The sequence below is a fragment of the Nocardia sp. NPDC005998 genome, assembly GCF_040614395.1.
Taxonomy (GTDB): Bacteria; Actinomycetota; Actinomycetes; order Mycobacteriales; family Mycobacteriaceae; genus Nocardia.
Genome location: NZ_JBEXUI010000048.1, coordinates 1 through 21427, shown reverse-complemented (window position 1 = coordinate 21427; position 21427 = coordinate 1). Strand labels below are relative to the sequence as shown.

The 21427-nt window shown below is 65.1% G+C and carries 2 protein-coding genes; one reads left to right on the top strand and one right to left on the bottom strand.

All coding sequences use genetic code 11. From position 1 onward, the window contains the following. The first annotated feature begins 1 nt into the window (after position 1). Positions 2-760 carry an alpha/beta fold hydrolase gene (locus ABZ293_RS37165; protein WP_355188570.1) on the top strand — a complete coding sequence of 253 codons (759 nt, stop codon included), beginning with the start codon at positions 2-4 and terminating at the stop codon, positions 758-760. A 45-nt stretch (positions 761-805) separates the two neighbouring features. On the opposite strand, the gene ABZ293_RS37160 is transcribed toward ABZ293_RS37165, so the two are convergent. Beyond that, the gene (locus ABZ293_RS37160; RefSeq protein WP_355188568.1) at positions 806-21427 is read right to left on the bottom strand and encodes an SDR family NAD(P)-dependent oxidoreductase; all 20622 of its coding nucleotides are present in this window, start codon (positions 21425-21427) and stop codon (positions 806-808) included.

The following is a 21427-nucleotide window of genomic DNA, read 5'->3' as shown; positions in this document are numbered from 1 at the left end:
TATGGGTAATAGCTGGCTACGTCGCCTGTCCCCCGCGCCAGGGGACGGATCTCATAAACTGGTCTGCTTTCCGCACGCCGGCGGATCGGCCATATCTTTCGGACGATTGGCCGAAGGAGTGGGGTCAGAGTATGAGGTTCTCGCTGTCCAATACCCGGGGCGACAAGATAGAAGACGGGAACCGCTCGTCGGGAATATTTCGGACCTCGTCGATGGCCTGCTGCCCGACCTGGTAGCAGCAGTCGGGGATGTCCAGGATTTCTCCTTGTTCGGGCACAGTATGGGATCTGTCGTGGCTTTCGAGGCATGTCGGCGGCTCGAGCACGAGGTGGGAGCGAGCCCGAAGGTCCTGTTCGCCTCCGGTCGGCGCGCGCCTTCGGCGGCGCCACCTGAGCTGCGAGTGCACCTGCTGGGCGATCGAGAACTCGCTGAGCAACTAGTCCGGTTCGGCGGTACCCCATCGGCGTTACTCGAGGATCCCGAATTTCGAGAGCTGATCCTCTCGATCGTCCGGAACGACTACCGAGCCATCGAGACCTACGAGTGCAGTCCGGACGCGATGGTCAGCAGCCCCATCGTCGCAATTGTCGGCGATCGTGACCCCGATGCCAGTTTCGCGGAAATCGAGGTATGGGGCTCGCACACCTCTGGCAGCTTCCTCGCGAAATCATTTCCGGGCGGCCACTTCTTCATCGATGCGAATTGCCGTCCGATAGGACAGTTGATCCGCGATCATTGCGCTGGAGCGCTGTCGGGCTAGGGCCACCAGGACCGGGTGAGCATGGCGCCCACCCGGTCCTTGTTCCTAGCTCTCGAGCCAGCCCTCGATCGCTTCGGCGACATCCGCCGAGCCGTCCTCCAGGATCGTGAAGTGGTCGGCCGGTACCGAAACAACGGTATGCGTCGAATCCCACGGTTCGGCCTGCCAGTTCACCCGATCCGATGAACTCCCCAGGAAGTTCTGGGCGCACTGGATGAACAACGTCGGCGTGGCGACAGAGCCGGGCACCATCTCCTGTAGGAACTGCACATACCGGCCCATGCCGGTCAGCCGGGCCTGGTCGAAGCGACCGAAGGTAGCCTCCGCCGACACCATGCGTTCAGCCATCGCCCGAAGCAGCCATTCGCCGTCGTAGTGCACGTTGTAAGTGTCCAACAGGACCACGCCGTCGGGCACTGGGCCACCAGCGGCTTCCAGGTGCTCGGTGACGAGGTAGGCCAACGATCCGCCCGAGGAGTATCCGACCAGAACGAACGGATCTCCCTGCGCCGCCTCGAGGACGGAGCGCGTCACGGCTTCCGCGGCCGCCGTCGGCGTCGTCGGCAGTGGCTCCCCTGTCCGACAACCGATCGGCGGCAGTGCCAAAACGTCACGGGCAGTTCGCAAATGCGATGCGATCCGGGCGTACTGATGTGCGCCGCCGGTGGCCAGCGGCGGCGCGAGACAAATGATGCGTGGCAAGGCGGAACCCGCGGCGAGCCGAATGGGCACCGGCACTCGGTCCAGTTCGTGGGCCGAGGAGAACTGCTCGCGCAGCTCCGCCGCCGCCCGCAACAAAGCAAAACCCTTGTCGGCCTGGCCGGACGCTACCGCGCCATGGAACATCCCGTACAACGAGTCGTCCGCACCATCGGGTTCATGGTTGGTCTGTGAGTCTGCGGTGAGCTCCTTCTGCAGGTATCGGGCCAGTGCCGCCGGCGTCTTGTGATCGAAGATCGCGGCGGTCGGCAGCGTGAGGCCGGTGGAAGCGCTGAGGGCGGTGCGCAGCTCCATGGCGGCCAGTGAGTCGAACCCCGATTCGAGGAAGTCCCGCTCGGGGTCGAGTGCCTCAGCGCTCTCGTGTCCCAGCAGTCTCGCCACGTTCTCGAGGACGTGCGTCCGGAGCCACTGTTCCTGTTCGGACTCGGACAGTTGTGCCAGTCGTCTGCGAAGCGCCCCCACATCCTGTGTCCCGGTGCTCTGCCGACGCCCGATCCGCTTGACCAAGTCGCTGAGCAGCGGGGGCACCGCGTCCAGAGCACGCAACGCGGCAAGGTCGATCTCAACCGGTACGTGTACCGGACGGTCCGTGGACAATGCCGCGTCGAATAGCTCGAGCGCCTTGGCGGCAGCCATTGGCGGCACACCGCTGCGGCGCATACGCTGCCGATCGGCCTGGCTGAGCCGCTGAGTCAGTCCGGTTTCGGACTCCCACAGGCCATAGGCGAGCGAGGTGGCCGGCATGCCCTCGGCGTGACGGTGGGCCGCGAGCGCATCGAGGAACATGTTGGCGGCTGCATAGCCGCCCTGCCCCGGGGGCGGTACCAAGCCTGCCACCGAGGAGATCATCACGAAGGCGGACAGCCCGGCCGCACTGGTGAGCTCGTGCAGGTGCCAGGCGGCGTCGGCCTTGGCACCGAGGCAGTAGTCGATCTGCTCCGGCGTCAAGTTGTCGACCAGCCCGTTATGGGTAACCCCCGCCGCGTGGACGATCCCACCCAACGGATGTTCCGCGGGTATCGAGGCAAGCAGGTCCCGCAGCGCTGCACGGTCTCCGACATCGCAGGCGGCTACGCGCACCTCGGCGCCGAGAGCGTTGAGTTCGTCGATGAGATCCGCGGCGGCGGCCGGTCCACGTCGACCGACCAACAGCAGGTGTCGCACACCGTGCTCGCTCACCAGGTGCTCGGCGAGATAGCGGCCGACTCCGCCGGTACCACCGGTGATCAATACAGTCCGCTCGGGATCCCAGGGGGTCGGCCGCTCCGATTCTGGTGACGCGGCGCGGATGAGCCGCGGCACCCGCGTCCCATCCGAATGGACGTTCAGTTCCGGCTCGCCCGTCAGCGCTGCTGCTACCAGGTGATCCGCCGTTGTCGCTGCGGGGGCCTCGATGAGCACGATCCGCCCCGAGTTCTCCGCCTGCGCCGCGCGCACCAGACCCCACACCGCAGCCGCGGCCGGGTCGGCCGTGCTGTCGGTGATCACGGCGAGAGTGCTTGCGGCGTAGCGTTCGTCGCTCGAGAACTCCTGGATGACGCCGAGCGTGCGATGCACAGCTGTGCGCAGCCGGACCGGCACTTCACCGCCGTCGAGGGGAGGCCGGAAGAGGAGGACCGAGGCCGACTCCGCAGCGCCCCACTCGGCCCAGGAGACTCCCGCAACGGAGCGTAGCTCCGGACCGGGCCGCCAAGCGACCTCGAACAGCGCATCATGTGTGGACTGGGATGAGGCCGCGAGCAGTTCGAGGGACAGCGGGCGCACTGCGAGGGACTGCACCGAAAGCATGGGCGCGCCACCGGAATCGGCCATGGTCAGGGTGACTGTCCCTGCCTTCGGAGAGGTCAACCGAACCCGCACCCGCCGGGCGCCGTCGGTGTGCAAACGCACCGACGACCAAGTGAATGGCACGAGGATCGGACGCTCGGCGTCCTCGTCCACGCCCTGCGGATGGCTGAAGGCCAGTGCGTGCATCGCCGCATCGAGCAATGCGGGATGGACGCCATAGCCTTGGGTAGCGGTCTGCTCGGGCAGGGAAACCTCGGCGAAAAGATCCTCGCCGCGGCGCCAGAGGGCTTCCAGACCTTGGAAGGCCGGCCCGTAGTTGTACCCGTTGTCGGCGAGTTCGTCGTAGGCGCCGGCCAGCAGCACCTGCGTGGCACCGACCGGTGGCCACTGCGCGAAGTCGGCCCAGCTTTCCGCTTCGTCGGTCTCCTGGCTCGGGCGCACAGCGCCTTCCGCATGGTGCGTCCACGGGACCGACGGATCGTCATCATCCTTGCGCGAGTAGATGTCGAGCCGTCGGCGACCGGTCTCATCTGCGTCGCCGACGATCACCTGGATCTGTACACCACCGTGCCCCTGGAGCACGAGTGGCGCCAGCAGCGTGAGTTCCTCCAGTTCCGCACAGTCGACCTGGTCTCCGGCGTGGATGGCCAGTTCGACGAATCCGGTGCCGGGCAGCAGCACGGTACCGAGCACGTCATGATCGGCCAGCCAGGGATGGGTGGCCGTGGACAGGCGGCCGGTGAATCGGACGCCCCCGCTCTCCGGCTGCACCACCACCGCGCCCAGCATGGGGTGTTCGGTGGACCGCAGACCGAGTGCGTGTGCCTCCCCGGTGTGCAGTTGGCCCGCGACCCAAAAGCGGCGGCGCTGGAAGCTGTATGTCGGTAGATCTATTTTCACTGCTCCGCTACCGGCGTGGTACGCCGTCCAGTCCACTGTCGTGCCTGCGACGTATAGCCGGGCTAGTCCGGTCAGCAAAGTCGTGGGGTCGGCGTTGTCGCGTCTGGCCAGAGCGATTGCGGTTGCGGTGTCGAGAGTTTGAGCGATCATCGGGGTCAGGACCGCATCGGGGCCGACCTCGGCGAACCGGGTCACACCCATATCCGTCATGGTGGTGACAGCGTCGGCGAATCGCACTGTCCTGCGGATGTTCCCGACCCAATACGACGGGTCGATCATCTCGTGCTCGATCCGGGTACCGGTCACCGTGGATACCAACGCGATGCTCGGACGGGTGAACGTCAAACCCTGTAGCACCGTGGCGAATTCGGCCAGCATCGGCTCCATCAACGCCGAATGGGAGGCATGCGAGATCCGCAACCGATGCGTCCGCCACCCACGCTCGATGCACGCCTGGACAATGGCCAGGACCGCGTCTTCGACACCGGAGAGCACCACCGACGACGGACCATTCACCGCCGCGATCGACACCCGACCTGCCGACACGTCACCCGCTGCCAGCAGCGGCAGCACGTCGGCCTCCGACGCACCCACCGCAACCATCGCCCCACCAGCAGGCAACGCCTGCATCAACCGGCCGCGCGCGGCGACCAGCACACACGCATCCGCCAAGGACATCACTCCGGCTACGTGAGCGGCAGCGACCTCACCGATCGAATGACCCGCCACCACATCCGCACGGACACCCCATGATTCGAGCAGCCGGAACAATGCCACCTCGAACGCGAACAACCCCGCCTGCGCGAACACCGTCCGGTCGACCAGATCCTCGAACGCCAACGCCACACCTAACGAAACAGGCTGCCCCAGCAACGGATCCAACTCGGCAACGATCGCGTCGAAAGCCTCGGCGAACACCGGATACGCATCACGCAGTTCGGTAGCCATGCCAGCCCACTGAGCACCCTGACCGGAAAACACGACACCCGTCGAACCCGGTACCACGCGACCGGTCACCACACCGGGATCCGGCACGCCCTCGGCCAGCGCCCGCACTCCCGCGAGGAGACCGTCGCGATCGTCGCCCAGGACAACAGCGCGATGGTTGAACACAGCACGTGTGCTGGCCAGCGAGAAACCGACATCGATCGGGTCGAGGTCGTGGTCGGCCACATGAGACGCCAGCCGGGCAGCCTGACCGGCAAGAGCCCCAGCACTGCGTGCCGAAACCACCCACGGCAGCACCCCACCCACCGGATCGGTCTTCACCGCCGGTACCGACTCCACGGCCGGGGGCTGCTCCAGGATGACGTGGGCGTTGGTCCCGCTGATACCGAACGAGGACACACCGACACGACGCGGCCGATCAACCACCGGCCACGACACCTCCTCGGTCAACAACCGCACATGCCCCTCGGACCAATCAACCTTCGTCGAGGGCTGATCCACATGCAGCGTTCGCGGCAACACCCCATGGCGCATCGCCATCACCATCTTGATCACACCACCCACACCCGCGGCAGCTTGGGAATGACCGATGTTGGACTTCAACGACCCCAACCACAACGGACGATCCGCCGCACGATCCTGTCCATAGGTAGCAAGCAGCGCCTGCGCCTCGATCGGATCACCCAACGTGGTACCGGTGCCGTGAGCTTCGACCGCATCCACCTCGACCGCGGACACCCCCGCGTTCGCCAACGCCTGCCTGATCACCCGCCGCTGCGACGGACCATTCGGCGCGGTCAAACCATTCGACGCACCATCCTGATTCACCGCCGAACCAGCAACCACCGCCAAAACCTGATGACCATTACGGCGAGCGTCGGACAAACGCTCCAACACCAACACACCCGCACCCTCGGCCCAGCCGACACCATCGGCCGTGTCGGCGAACGACTTACACCGACCGTCCGGCGACAAACCCCGCTGCCTGCTGAACTCCACAAACGTCTCCGGCGTCGCCATCACCGCCACACCACCGGCCAACGCCAGATCACACTCACCCGACCGCAGCGACTGCGCAGCCAGATGCATTGCCACCAGCGATGATGAACAGGCCGTATCCACTGAGACGGCGGGGCCCTCCAACCCCAGCGTGTAGGCGATCCGACCCGACACCAAACTGCCGGTAGCGTTGCCGCCGCTCCCCTGCGCGTAATCGTGGTACATCACACCGGCAAACACCCCGGTCGAACTGCCACGCAATACCGCCGGATCCACACCGGCGCGCTCCAACGCCTCCCACGTCGTTTCCAGGAGTTGCCGCTGTTGCGGATCCATCCCCGTGGCTTCGTTGGGGCTGATCCCGAAGAAGTCCGCATCGAAATCGGCAGCAGTATGCAGGAACCCACCTTCCCGGGTGTAGGACTTGCCCACCCGACCAGGTTCCGGATCATAGATGCCCTCGATATCCCAGCCACGGTCGATCGGGAGCATCGATATCGCATCTCCACCGTTACGGACCAGTTCCCAGAGCTCCTCAGGTGAAGTGACCCCGCCGGGATAACGGCAGGCCATTCCGACCACCACGATCGGGTCGTCGTCAACAGCCCTGCTGGCAGTGACCACGACATCCCGGCTGGTGCCCGCGAACTCATCAGCCAGATACTTCGCCAAAGCCTGCGGTGTCGGATAGTCGAACACCAAGGTCGCGGGGAGGTGCAGGCCCGTCACGGTTTTGAGGGCATTGCGGAACTCAATAGCGGTGATCGAATCGAAGCCCAACTCGTTGAAGGCCTTATCTACCGCAATTGCGTTGACATTCTGGTGTCCCAGAATCGCCGCGACCTGACCGCGAACGATCTCCACGAGCACACCGAAACGTTCACCGTCGGGAGTGTTCGCCAACCGAGCGCGAAGCGCCGTGGCGGCTCCGGAGGCTGCTTTGCGGCGATGCGGGATCAGCGCGGAAAACAGTGCGGGCGCGGCGAACCCGGAGCTGCGCATCGCATCCAGGTCCAGACGAGCAAGCACAGGGGCCGCCGCGTCGATCCCGGTAGCTGCATCGAACAGCGCGAGGCCTTCTTCCTCCGAGAGCGGCAGCATGCCCGAGCGAGACATGCGGTGACGGTCCCGGTCGCTGAGTTCTGCGGCCATACCCCCGCCCATGCTCCACAAACCCCAGGCGAAAGACTGACCGCAAAGCCCGGATGCCCTGCGATGCGCCGCCAGCGCATCCAAACACGCGTTCGCCGCGGCATAGTTGCCCTGACCAGGGTTGCCGAACGCACCAGCCACCGAGCTGAACAGCACAAACGCCTTCAACGGCAGATCCACCGTCAGCTCGTGCAGATGCAGGGCGGCATCGACCTTGGGCCCCAACACCGCATCCAACCGATCCGGCGTCAACGACGCGATCGCACCGTCATCGAGAACACCAGCCAGGTGGAACACACCCGTGAGTGGATGACCAGCAGGCACACCCGCCAACACCTCGGCGAGCGCACCACGATCGGCGACATCACAAGCCACGAACCCGACCTCGGCGCCGAGCCGCTCCAACTCTGCACGCAACTCCGCAGCACCGGAAGCAGATTCACCACGGCGGCTCAACAACAACAGACGCCGCACACCATATGCGTCGACAAGATGCCGGGCGAACAACCCACCCAGATAGCCGCTGGCACCGGTGATCAGAACTGTGTCATCCGGGTCGAAGGCGTCGGTCGCCGGAGCGGTCGCGGCAGTGGAGACGACTCGAGCGAGTCGCGCACTGTATACCTGCCCACCGCGCACGGCCACCTGCGGTTCGGCCGCGGCGACAATCCCACCCAGCAGCCCACCGAGTTCGGCACCGGCACCTTCGGAATCGGAGTCGAACAACACGATCCGGCCAGGACTCTCCGCCTGCGCGGAACGAACGAGACCACCCACAGCCGCACCGGCCAAGTTCGTAATATCTTCCCCGGCAACCGAAACCGCACCACCGGTCCGAACCACCAGCACCGACTCACCGAACCGCTGATCGGCAATCCAGGACTGAAGCACCTGCAGCACAGCATGAGTCGCGGTACGAACGGCGACAGGATCATTACCCGCCGGGCAATCCAACACCACCACCTGCGGAACCTGCTCGCTCTCGTCACCGAGATCCGCCCACGACAGGGCGGTGAGGTCGGCTTCGGACACCGAGATCGGTGTCCAGCTGATGTCGAACACAGCGGTGCGGGCAATGGGTGTACCGGTGGTGAGCTGCGCGGGATCGATCGGCCGGGAAGCCAGTTGCCGCACAGTCGCTACCGGAGCACCCGTCATGTCCGCCAGATCCAAACCGACCGTATGTTCACCGATACGGGTGAGCCGAACGCGCAACGCGTCGGCCCCGGCCGCATGCACGGTGACCCCGGACCACTCGAACGGCAACGCCAGTCCGGTTCCCTCCGCCGAGGTGTCATCGGCAAAACGCAAGGCGTGCAAGGCGGCGTCGAGCAATGCGGGATGCACTCCGAAACGCTCCGCCTCGGTCCGGGCCTGCTCAGGCAATTCGACCTCGGCATAGATCCCATCGGATCCCCGCCACACCGACCGCAACGCCTGGAACACCGGACCATAGTGATAGCCCTGCGCATCAAGGGAATCGTAAACACCATCGATGTCCACGGCGACCGCACCAGCGGGCGGCCACTGCACCAGATCCACAGCCACACTGTCGAATCCGGACGCGAGCACGCCTTCGGCATTCAACGTCCACGACCGCGCCGACACCGTATCGACGTCATCATCGGGCCGAGAGAAGATCCGCACCCCGCGACGGCCGGTCTCGTCCTCGGCGTCGACAACAACGCGCACCGCAACCCCGGTCGACTCCGACAGTGCCAGCGGGGCTCGCAGGACCAACTCCTCGAGGGTCGAGCAGCCGACCTGTTCTCCGGCGTGCAGGGCAAGCTCGACCAAACCGGTACCAGGGAATAGCACAGTGTCCATGACCCGGTGATCGGCCAGCCAGGGATGCGTCTGCACCGACAACCTGCCACTGACGGCGACCACATCGGAATCCGGTTGTGATACGACCGCCGAAGCCAGGGAGTGTCCGGTAGCCACGAAACCCATCGATCGAGCGTCGCCACTACCGGCGGACCCTTCGGCCATCCAATAGCGGCGACGTTGGAAGGCGTAGGTGGGCAAGTCGATTCGCTGGGCTGCGGTGCCGGTGTAGAAACCGGACCAGTCCATCTCGGCGCCGGAGACGAACAACTCGGCCACCCCGGCCAGCACCGTGGACACATCGGTCTGGTTTCGACGCACCAGCGCCACGGCCGTACCTGCCGCGCCCGCCTGCGTGTCATCCACGATCTGAGCGATCATCGGGGTGAGCACGGCGTCGGGTCCGACCTCGGCGAAGCGGGTCACACCCATGGCCGCCATAGCGGCGACCGCATCGGCGAACCTGACGGTGTCGCGGACCTGACCGACCCAATACGCCGGATCCGACATCTCATCGCTGATCCGCGCACCGGTCACCGTCGATACCAACGCGATGCTCGGGCGGGTGAACGCCAAACCCTCGATCGCCGTTGCGAATTCGGTGAGCATCGGCTCCATCGACGCCGAATGGAACGCATGCGAAACCCGCAACCGATGCGTCCGCCAACCACGCTCGGCACACCGATCAGCGACAGCGACGACATCGTCTTCGACACCGGACAACACCACCGAAGCCGGACCGTTGACCGCCGCGATCGACACCTGCACCGCACCGTCCAGCAACGCCAGCACCTCGGCTTCCGAGGCACCGACAGCGACCATCGCGCCACCGGAAGGCAACGCCTGCATCAACCGGCCACGCGCCGCCACCAACACACACGCATCCGACAACGACAACACCCCAGCCACATGCGCAGCAGCAACCTCACCGATCGAATGACCCGCCACCACATCCACACGCACGCCCCAGGATTCGAGCAGCCGGAACAACGCCACCTCGAACGCGAACAACCCCGCCTGCGCGAACACCGTCCGGTCGATCAGGTCATCGCTCACCAAAGCAGCACTCAGCGAAACCGTTTGCCCCAGTAACGGATCCAATTCAGCCACGATCGCGTCGAAATGCTCGGCGAATACCGGATAAGCTCCGCGCAGCTCAGTAGCCATACCCGCGCACTGCGCACCCTGCCCCGAGAACACCACACCCGTCGAACCCGACACCACACGACCGGACACCACACCAGGAGCCGGCACACCGGCAGCCAACGCCCGCACACCCGTGAGCAGACCATCACGTCGGTCGGCCAACACCACAGCGCGATGCTCGAAAACACCACGCGTCGATGCCAGCGAGAAACCGACATCCACCGGATCCAGATCGGGATCGTCCACATGAGACGCCAGGCGGGCAGCCTGACCGGCAAGAGCCTCGTCGCTGCGGGCCGAAACCACCCACGGCAGCAACCCACCAGCCGGAATGCGCTCAACCACTGGCAGCGAAGCCTGCCCCGCCACCGCAGCCGGTGCCCGCTCGATGATGACATGTGCGTTGGTGCCGCTGATACCGAACGAGGACACACCAGCACGGCGCGGCCGATCCGCCGTCGGCCACTCGACCGCCTCGGTCAACAACCGCACATGCCCCTCGGACCAATCAACCTTGGTGGAGGGCTGATCCACATGCAGCGTTCGCGGCAACACCCCATGGCGCATCGCCATCACCATCTTGATCACACCACCCACACCCGCGGCAGCTTGGGAATGACCGATGTTGGACTTCAACGACCCCAACCACAACGGACGATCCTGGTGCCGGTCCTGTCCATAGGTAGCAAGCAGCGCCTGCGCCTCGATCGGATCACCCAACGTGGTACCCGTACCGTGGGCCTCCACCACATCCACTTCGACCGGCGACACCCGAGCGTTCGCCAACGCCTGACGGATCACCCGCCGCTGCGACGGACCATTCGGCGCGGTCAAACCATTCGACGCACCATCCTGATTCACCGCCGAACCAGCAACCACCGCCAAAACCTGATGACCATTACGGCGAGCGTCGGACAACCGCTCCAACACCAACACACCCGCACCCTCGGCCCAGCCGACACCATCGGCCGTGTCGGCGAACGACTTACACCGCCCATCCGGCGACAACCCCCGCTGACGACTGAACTCCACGAAAGTCGCCGGGGTCGCCATCACCGCGACACCACCGGCCAACGCCAGATCACATTCACCCGACCGCAATGACGCCGCAGCCAGATGCATTGCCACCAGCGATGATGAACAGGCTGTATCCACTGAGACGGCGGGGCCTTCCAACCCGAGGGTGTAGGCGATCCGACCCGACACCAAACTGCCGGTTGCGTTGCCACCAGTGCCCTGCGCGTAGTCGTGGTACATCACACCGGTGAACACCCCGGTCGAACTGCCGCGCAATACCGCCGGATCCACACCGGCGCGCTCCAACGCCTCCCACGACACCTCCAGCAGCACCCGCTGCTGGGGATCCATCCCGGTGGCTTCGTTGGGGCTGATCCCGAAGAAGTCCGCATCGAAATCGGCCGCGGAGTACAGGAATCCACCCTGACGGGTGTAGGTCTTACCGGCCTTGCCGGGCTCTGGATCGTAGATACCGTCGATGTCCCAGCCACGATCCACCGGCAACTCACCGGTGCTATCGACGCCCGACATGACCAGCCGCCACAGGTCTTCGGGCGAGGCGACACCACCCGGATAACGACAAGCCATCGCCACCACGGCGATCGGCTCGTCGTCAACAGCCCTGCTGGCAGTAATTACGACATCCCGGCTGGTGCCCGCGAACTCATCAGCCAGATACTTCGCCAAAGCCTGCGGTGTCGGATAGTCGAACACCAGAGTCGCAGGCAACCGCAGACCCGTCACGGTCTTGAGAGCATTGCGGAACTCGATAGCAGCGAGCGAGTCGAAACCCAACTCGTTGAAGGCCTTATCCGCCGCAATCGCATTCGCGTCCTGATGACCCAGAATCGCCGCGACCTGACCACGAACGATCTCGACGAGCACACCGAAACGTTCGCTCTCGGGAGTGTTCGCCAACCGGGCGCGAAGCGCCGTGGCGGCTCCGGAGGCTGCCTTGCGGCGATGCGGGATCAGCCCGGAAAACAGTGCGGGCGCAGCGAATCCCGTACTGCGCATCGCATCCAGGTCCAGACGAGCAAGCACAGGGGCCGCCGCGTCGATCCCGGTAGCCGCATCGAACAGCGCGAGGCCCTGCTCCTCCGACAGCGGCAGCATGCCCGTACGAGACATGCGGTGACGGTCCCGATCGCTGAGTTCTGCGGCCATACCGCCGACCATGCCCCACAGACCCCACGCGAAAGACTGACCGCAAAGCCCGGATGCCCTGCGATGCGCCGCCAGCGCATCCAAACACGCGTTCGCCGCGGCATAGTTGCCCTGACCGGCGTTGCCGAACGCACCAGCCACCGAACTGAACAGCACAAACGCCTTCAACGGCAGATCTGCGGTCAGCTCATGCAGATGCAGGGCGGCATCAACCTTGGGCCCCAACACCGCATCCAACCGATCCGCGGTCAACGACGCGATCGCACCGTCATCGAGCACACCAGCCATATGGAACACGCCGGCCAACGGGTGACCAGCAGGCACCTCGGCCAACACCTGCGCAAGCGCACCACGATCGGCAACATCACAAGCCACGAACCCGACCTCGGCACCAAGACCCTGCAGCTCCGCCCGCAACTCCGCAGCACCGGAAGCAGATTCACCACGGCGGCTCAACAACAAAAGTCGGCGCACACCACGTGCATTGACCAGGTGCCGAGCGAACAACCCACCCAGATAGCCGCTGGCACCGGTGACCAGAACAGTGTCATCCGGATCGAAGGACGAACCCACAGCCGAAGCGGCCGCGGAGAAACCTCCGGCTGAAGCGGTCGTCGGAGCGGAGATTCGGCCGAGGCGCGCAATGTGAACTTGCCCATCGCGCACCGCCACCTGCGGTTCGGCCGCGGCGACAATCCCGCCCAGCAGCCCGTCGAGTTCGGAATCGGTGTCGATCAACACGATCCGGCCAGGATTTTCCGCCTGCGCGGAACGCACCAGACCACACACGGCCGCACCGGCCAAGTTCGTAACGTCTTCCCCGGCAACCGAGACAGCACCACCGGTCCGGACGACGAGCACCGATTCGGCGAACCGGTTGCCCGCAATCCAGGACTGCAATACCTCGAGAACCTCATGAGTCGCAGCATGGACAGTGGCGGGATCATTACCCGTCGGGCACTCCAACACCACCACCTGCGGAACCTGATCACCGAGGTCCGGCCACGCTACCGCGGTGACTTCAGCTGCACGCACCGCGACCGGTGTCCAGCCGATCTGCAACAGCGCATTACCGACGACGGATGCGCCGGTGGTGAGCTGTGCGGGATCGATCGGCCGGGAAGCCAAATGCCGCACCGTAGCCACCGCAGCACCGGTCGAGTCCGCCAGATCCAGAGCAACACCATGCTCACCGACACGAGCGAGCCGAACACGCAACGCATCGGCACCCGCCGCATGCACCGTGACACCAGACCACTCGAACGGCAACACCAGTCCCGTTCCCTCCACCGAGGCGTCACCGGCAAAACGCAAAGCATGCAACGCCGCATCCAGCAACGCCGGATGCACACCGAAACGCTCCGCCTCGGACCGAGCCTGCTCAGGCAATTCGACTTCGGCATAGAGCAGCCCGTCGGATCCCCGCCACACCGACCGCAGCGCCTGGAACACCGGGCCATAGTGATAGCCCTGCGCATCGAGAGAGTCGTAAACACCATCGATGTCCACGGCGACCGCACCAGCGGGCGGCCACTGCACCAAATCCACAGCCGCGCTATCGAATCCGGACGCGAGCACCCCCTCGGCGTTCAACATCCACGACGGCACCGAATCGACATCATCATCGGGGCGCGAGAAGATCCGCACCCCGCGACGGCCGGTCTCCTCCTCGGCACCGACCACAACGCGCACCGCGAGTCCGGCAGACTCCGACAGCGCCAGTGGGGCTTGTAGGACCAGTTCCTCGAGGGTCGAGCAGCCGACCTGTTCTCCGGCGTACAAGGCGAGTTCGACCAAACCGGTACCGGGGAACAGCACGGTGTCCACAACCGTGTGGTCGGCCAGCCATGGGTGCGTCTGCACCGATAGGCGACCGGTGAGAGTTACCGCGTCGGAGTCCGGTTGCGAGACGACCGCCGAGACCAGAGGGTGTCCGGTAGCGACGAGACCCATCGCCCGGGCATTGCCAGCGGCGGCAGGGCCTTCGGTCATCCAATAGCGTCGACGCTGGAAGGCGTAGGTGGGCAAGTCGATGCGCTCAGCTCCGGTACCGGCATACAGGCCAGCCCAGTCCACCTCGGCGCCGGACACGAACAATCCGGCCAGCCCGCCCAACACCGTGGACGGATCGGCATGGTCTCGACGCGCCAACGCCAGCACCGCAGGAGCCGCGACCGCAGCACTCGCGCTCGCCCGCCCGTCGTCGAGAGTCTGGGCGATCATCGGAGTCAGCGCGGCGTCGGGCCCGACCTCGGCGAACCTGGATACACCCATGGCAGCCATCGCGGTGACCGCATCGGCGAACCGCACCGTGTCCCGGACCTGACCGACCCAATACGACGGATCCGACATCTCGTGCTCGACCCTGGCACCGGTCACCGTCGACACCAACGGAAGGCTCGGCCGACCGAACGCCAAACCCTCTATCGCCGAAGCGAACTCGGCCAGCATCGGCTCCATCAACGCCGAATGGAACGCATGCGAAACCCGCAACCTGTGCGTGCGCCAACCACGCTCGACACACGCATCGGCGACAGCCACGACATCGTTCTCGACACCGGACAACACCACCGACGACGGACCATTCACCGCCGCAATCGACACCCCACCTGCCGACACGTCACCAGCTGCCAGCAGCGGCAGCACGTCGGCCTCGGACGCACCCACCGCAACCATCGCCCCACCAGCAGGCAACGCCTGCATCAACCGGCCACGCGCCGCCACCAACACACACGCATCCACCAAGGACAACACCCCCGCCACATGCGCAGCAGCAACCTCACCGATCGAATGACCCGCCACCACATCCGCACGCACACCCCACGATTCGAGCAGCCGGAACAACGCCACCTCGAACGCGAACAACCCCGCCTGCGCGAACACCGTCCGGTCGATCAGGTCATCGCTCACCAAACCAGCGCTCAGCGAAACCGATTGCCCCAGTCGCGGATCCAGTTCAGCCACGATCGCATCGAAAGCCTCGGCGAACACCGGATACACACCGCGCAGCTCAGCAGCCATACCCGCCCACTGCGCACCCTGCCCCGAAAACACCACACCCGTGGAACCCGACACCACACGACCCGACACCACACCCGGAATCGTTTCGCCGCGACCCAACGCTTGAATACCGGCCCACAAACCGTCGCGCTCGGGTGACAGCACCACGGCCCGATGCTCGAAAACACCGCGCGTGGACGCCAGCGAGAAGCCCACAGCCACCGGATCCAGGTCGTGATCGCCCGCATACGACGCCAGACGCCCGGCCTGACCGGCCAGAGCCGCAGCACTGCGCGCCGAAACCACCCACGGCAACACAGCCGGAACGGACTCGACCACCGGCGCCGACTCCACTGGTGCCGGTTCCACGACCGGAGCCTGCTCCAGGATGAGGTGTGCGTTGGTGCCGCTGATACCGAATGAGGACACACCGGCACGACGCGGCCGATCCGCCACCGGCCACGCCACCGACTCGGTCAGCAATCGGATATGGCCTTGGGTCCAGTCGACCTTGGTGGAGGGCTGATCGACATGCAGGGTCTGGGGCAGCACACCGTGCTGCATCGCCATCACCATCTTGATCACACCACCCACACCCGCAGCAGCTTGGGAATGACCGATGTTCGACTTCAACGACCCCAACCACAACGGACGATCCCCCGCACGATCCTGCCCATAAGTAGCAAGCAGCGCCTGGGCTTCGATCGGATCACCCAAAGTGGTTCCCGTGCCGTGAGCTTCGACCGCATCGACCTCGACCGGCGACACCCCCGCGTTCGCCAACGCCTGACGAATCACCCGCCGCTGCGACGGACCATTCGGCGCAGTCAAACCATTCGACGCACCATCCTGATTCACCGCCGAACCAGCAACCACCGCCAAAACCTGATGCCCATTACGGCGAGCGTCGGACAACCGCTCCAATACAAGAACACCGGCACCTTCGGACCAGCCCACCCCATCGGCGGAATCGGCGAACGACTTACACCGCCCATCCGGGGCCAGCCCCCGCTGCCGACTGAACTCCACAAAGATCTCCGGTGTCGCCATCACCGCCACACCACCGGCCAACGCCAGATCACATTCACCCGACCGCAGCGACTGCGCGGCCAGATGCATTGCCACCAGCGATGATGAACAGGCCGTATCCACGGTGACCGACGGCCCTTCCAGACCGAACACATACGACACTCGCCCGGACACCAAACTCCCGGCAGCGCTGTTACCGGTTCCCTGGGCGTAGTCGTGATACATCATGCCGGTGAAGACCCCGGTCGAACTGCCACGCAGCGCAGCCGGATCCACACCGGCGCGCTCCAGCGCCTCCCATGAGGTCTCCAGCAGCAACCGCTGCTGCGGATCCATGGCCACAGCTTCGTTGGGGCTGATCTCGAAGAAGTCCGCATCGAAATCGGCCGCCGAATAAAGGAATCCACCCTGACGGGTGTAGGTCTTACCGGCCTTGCCGGGCTCTGGATCGTAGATACCGTCGATGTCCCAGCCACGATCCACCGGCAACTCACCGGTGCTATCAATGCCCGAAATGACCAGCCGCCACAAGTCTTCCGGCGAGGCGACACCACCGGGATAACGACAGGCCATCGCCACCACGGCGATCGGCTCGTCGTCAACAGCTGTGCTGGCAGTGACCTCGATGTCCTGCCCCGTGCCGGTGAGCTCGTCGGCCAGATATTCGGCCAAAGCCTGCGGTGTCGGGTAATCGAACACCAAGGTCGCGGGGAGATGCAGGCCCGTCACGGTTTTGAGGGCATTGCGGAACTCAATAGCGGTGATCGAATCGAAGCCCAACTCGTTGAAGGCCTTGTCTGCCGCAATTGCGTTGACATTCTGGTGTCCCAGAATCGCCGCGACCTGTCCACGGACGATCTCCACGAGTACACCGAAACGTTCACTCTCGGGAGTGTTCGCCAACCGAGCGCGCAGCGCCGTGGCTGCGCCCGAGGCCGCTTTACGGCGCTGCGGGATCAGCCCGGAAAACAGTGCGGGCGCAGCGAATCCCGTACTGCGCATCGCGTCCAGGTCGAAACGGGCGAGGACGAGGGCGGCTATATCCATTCCTGTCGCGGCATCGAACAGCGCGAGACCCTGCTCCTCCGAGAGCGGCAGCATGCCCGTACGAGACATGCGGTGACGGTCGACGTCGCTGAGTTCTGCGGCCATACCCCCGTCCATGCTCCACAAACCCCAGGCGAAAGACTTGCCGTGGCGCCCGGATGCCCTGCGATGCGCCGCCAGGGCGTCCAGACACGCGTTCGCCGCGGCATAGTTGCCCTGACCGGCGTTGCCGAACGCACCAGCCACCGAGCTGAACAGCACAAACGCCTTCAACGGCAGATCCGCGGTCAGCTCGTGCAGATGCAGGGCAGCATCGACCTTGGGCCCCAACACCGCATCCAACCGATCCGCGGTCAACGACGCGATGGCACCGTCATCGAGCACACCAGCCATATGGAACACACCGGTCAACGGGTGACCAGCAGGCACGCCCGCCAACACCTCGGCGAGCGCGCCGCGGTCGGCGATATCGCAGGCGACGAACTCGGCCTCGGCGCCGAGACGCTGCAACTCCGCGCGTAGCTCGGTGGTGCCGGGAGCCGACTCACCGCGCCGACTCAACAGCAACAGACGCCGCACACCATATGCGTTCACCAGGTGGCCCGCGAACAACCCACCGAGGTAACCGCTTGCACCGGTGATCAGAACAGTGTCATCCGGGTCGAAGGCGTCGGTCGCCGGAGCGGTCGCGGCAGTGGAGACGGCCCGGGCGAGTCGCGCACTGTATACCTGCCCACCACGCACGGCCACCTGAGTTTCCTCCGAAGCCAGAATCCCAGCCAGCAACCCACCCAATTCGGCACCGGCATCTTCGGAATCGGAGTCGAGCAACACGATCCGGCCAGGACTCTCCGCCTGCGCGGAACGAACGAGACCACCCACAGCCGCACCGGCCAAGTTCGTAATGTCTTCCCCGGCAACCGAAACCGCACCACCGGTCCGAACCACCAGCACCGACTCACCGAACCGCTGATCAACAATCCAGGACTGAAGCACCTGCAGCACAGCATGAGTCGCGGTACGAACGGCGACAGGATCATTACCCGCCGGGCAATCCAATATCACCGCGGCCGGAACCTCGTCACCGAGATCCGCCCATGCAACCGCGGCGACTTCACCTTCGAACACCGAGATCGGTGTCCAGCTGACATCGAACACAGCGGTGCGGGCAATGGGTGTACCGGTGGTGAGCTGTACGGGATCGATCGGCCGGGAAGCCAAATGCCGCACCGTAGCCACCGCAGCACCGGTCGAGTCCGCCAGATCCAGAGCCACACCATGCTCACCGACACGAGCGAGCCGAACACGCACTGCATCGGCACCCGCCGCATGCACCGTGACACCAGACCACTCGAACGGCAACGCCAGCCCGACTCCCTCCACCGAGGCATCATCGGCAAAACGCAAGGCATGCAACGCCGCATCCAGCAACGCCGGATGCACACCGAAACGCTCCGCCTCGGACCTGGCCTGCTCAGGCAATTCGACCTCGGCATAGAGCACCCCATCGGATCCCCGCCACACCGACCGCAACGCCTGGAACACCGGACCATAGTGATAACCCTGCGCATCGAGAGAGTCATAAACACCATCGATGTCCACGGCGACCGCACCAGCGGGCGGCCACTGCACCAGATCCACAGCCGCGCTATCGAATCCGGACGCGAGCACCCCCTCGGCATTCAACATCCACGACGGCACCGAATCGACGTCATCATCGGGCCGAGAGAAGATCCGCACCCCGCGACGCCCCGCGCTGTCCTCGCCACCGACCACGACACGCACCGCAACGCCCGCCGACTCCGGCAACACCAGGGGAGCGCGCAGAATCAGCTCATCCAGGCTCGAACAGCCCACTCGCTCTCCGGCGTGCAGAGCAAGCTCGACCAAACCGGTACCAGGGAACAACACGGTGTCCATGACCCGGTGATCGGCCAGCCAGGGATGCGTCCGAAGCGACAACCTGCCACTGACTGCGACCACATCGGAATCCGGTTGCGACACCACCGCAGAGACCAAGGGATGTCCGGTAGCCACCAGACCCATCGATCGAGCGTCACCACTACCGGCGGACCCTTCGGGTATCCAATAACGCCGACGCTGGAAAGCGTAGGTGGGCAAGTCGATTCGCTCAGCTCCAGTACCGGCATATAGACCAGCCCAGTCCACCTCGGCGCCGGAGACGAACAACCCGGCCAGCCCGCCCAACACCGTGGATGGATCGGCATGGTTTCGACGCGCCAAGGCCACCACAGTAGAAGCCGAATCAGCCCGCTCGTCGAGAGTCTGGGCGATCATCGGGGTAAGCACGGCGTCGGGCCCGACCTCGGCGAACCTGGCGACACCCAGGCCCGCCATCGCGGTGACCGCATCGGCGAACCGCACCGAGTCACGAACCTGACCGACCCAATACGACGGATCCGACATCTCATCGGTCACCTGGGCACCGGTAACCGTGGACACCAATGGGATGCTGGGACGAGCGAACGCCAAACCCTCGATCGCCGAAGCGAATTCGGTCAGCATCGGCTCCATCAACGCCGAATGGAACGCATGCGAAACCCGCAACCTGTGCGTGCGCCAACCACGCTCGGCACACGCATCGGCGAAAGCCACGACATCGTTCTCGACACCGGACAACACCACCGACGACGGACCATTGACCGCCGCGATCGACACCCGACTTGCCGACACGTCACCAGCTGCCAGCAGCGACAGCACGTCGGCTTCCGACGCACCCACCGCAACCATCGCCCCACCGGCGGGGAGTGCCTGCATCAACCGGCCACGCGCGGCGACCAGCACACACGCATCCGCCAAGGACATCACTCCGGCCACATGCGCGGCAGCGACCTCACCGATCGAATGACCGGCCACCACATCCGCACGGACACCCCATGATTCGAGCAGCCGGAACAACGCCACCTCGAACGCGAACAACCCCGCCTGCGCGAACACCGTCCGGTCGACCACATCCTCGGACGCCAGAGCCACACCCAACGAAACCTGCTGCCCCAGTAGCGGATCCAACTCAGCGACAATCGCGTCGAAGGCCTCAGCGAACACCGGGAACGCCGCATGCAGCTCGGCGGCCATACCCGCCCACTGCGCACCCTGACCCGAAAACACCACACCCGTCGAACCCGGCGCAACACGACCCGACACCACACCCCGAATCGTTTCGCCGCGACCCAACGCTTGAATACCGGCCCGCAGGCCATCGCCTTCGGGTGACAGCACCACTGCCCGGTGGTCGAACAACACTCTCGAAGTCACGAGTGAGAAGCCGATGTCGATCGAGTCGTGGTCGTCGTCGATATGCGATGCCAAGCGCCTGGCCTGCTCAGCAATCGCCTCGCCACTACGCGCCGAGACCACCCATGGCAGCACGCCACCGGATGGGATGGTCTTGACCACCGGCACGGGAGCCGGGTCCGCTGCTGGTGCCTGTTCGACAATGAGGTGAGCGTTGGTGCCGCTGAGGCCGAATGAGGACACACCAGCACGACGCGGCCTATCCACCTCCGGCCACGCCACCGACTCGGTCAACAACCGGATATGGCCCTCGGACCAATCAACCTTCGTCGAGGGCTGATCCACATGCAGGGTCTGCGGCAGCACACCGTGCCGCATCGCCATCACCATCTTGATCACACCACCCACACCCGCAGCAGCCTGAGCATGACCGATGTTGGACTTCAACGACCCCAACCACAACGGACGATCCGCCGCACGATCCTGCCCATAAGTAGCAAGCAGCGCCTGGGCTTCGATCGGATCACCCAACGTGGTACCCGTACCGTGAGCTTCGACCACATCCACCTCGACCGGAGACACCCCCGCGTTCGCCAACGCCTGCCTGATCACCCGCCGCTGCGACGGACCATTCGGCGCGGTCAAACCATTCGACGCACCATCCTGATTCAC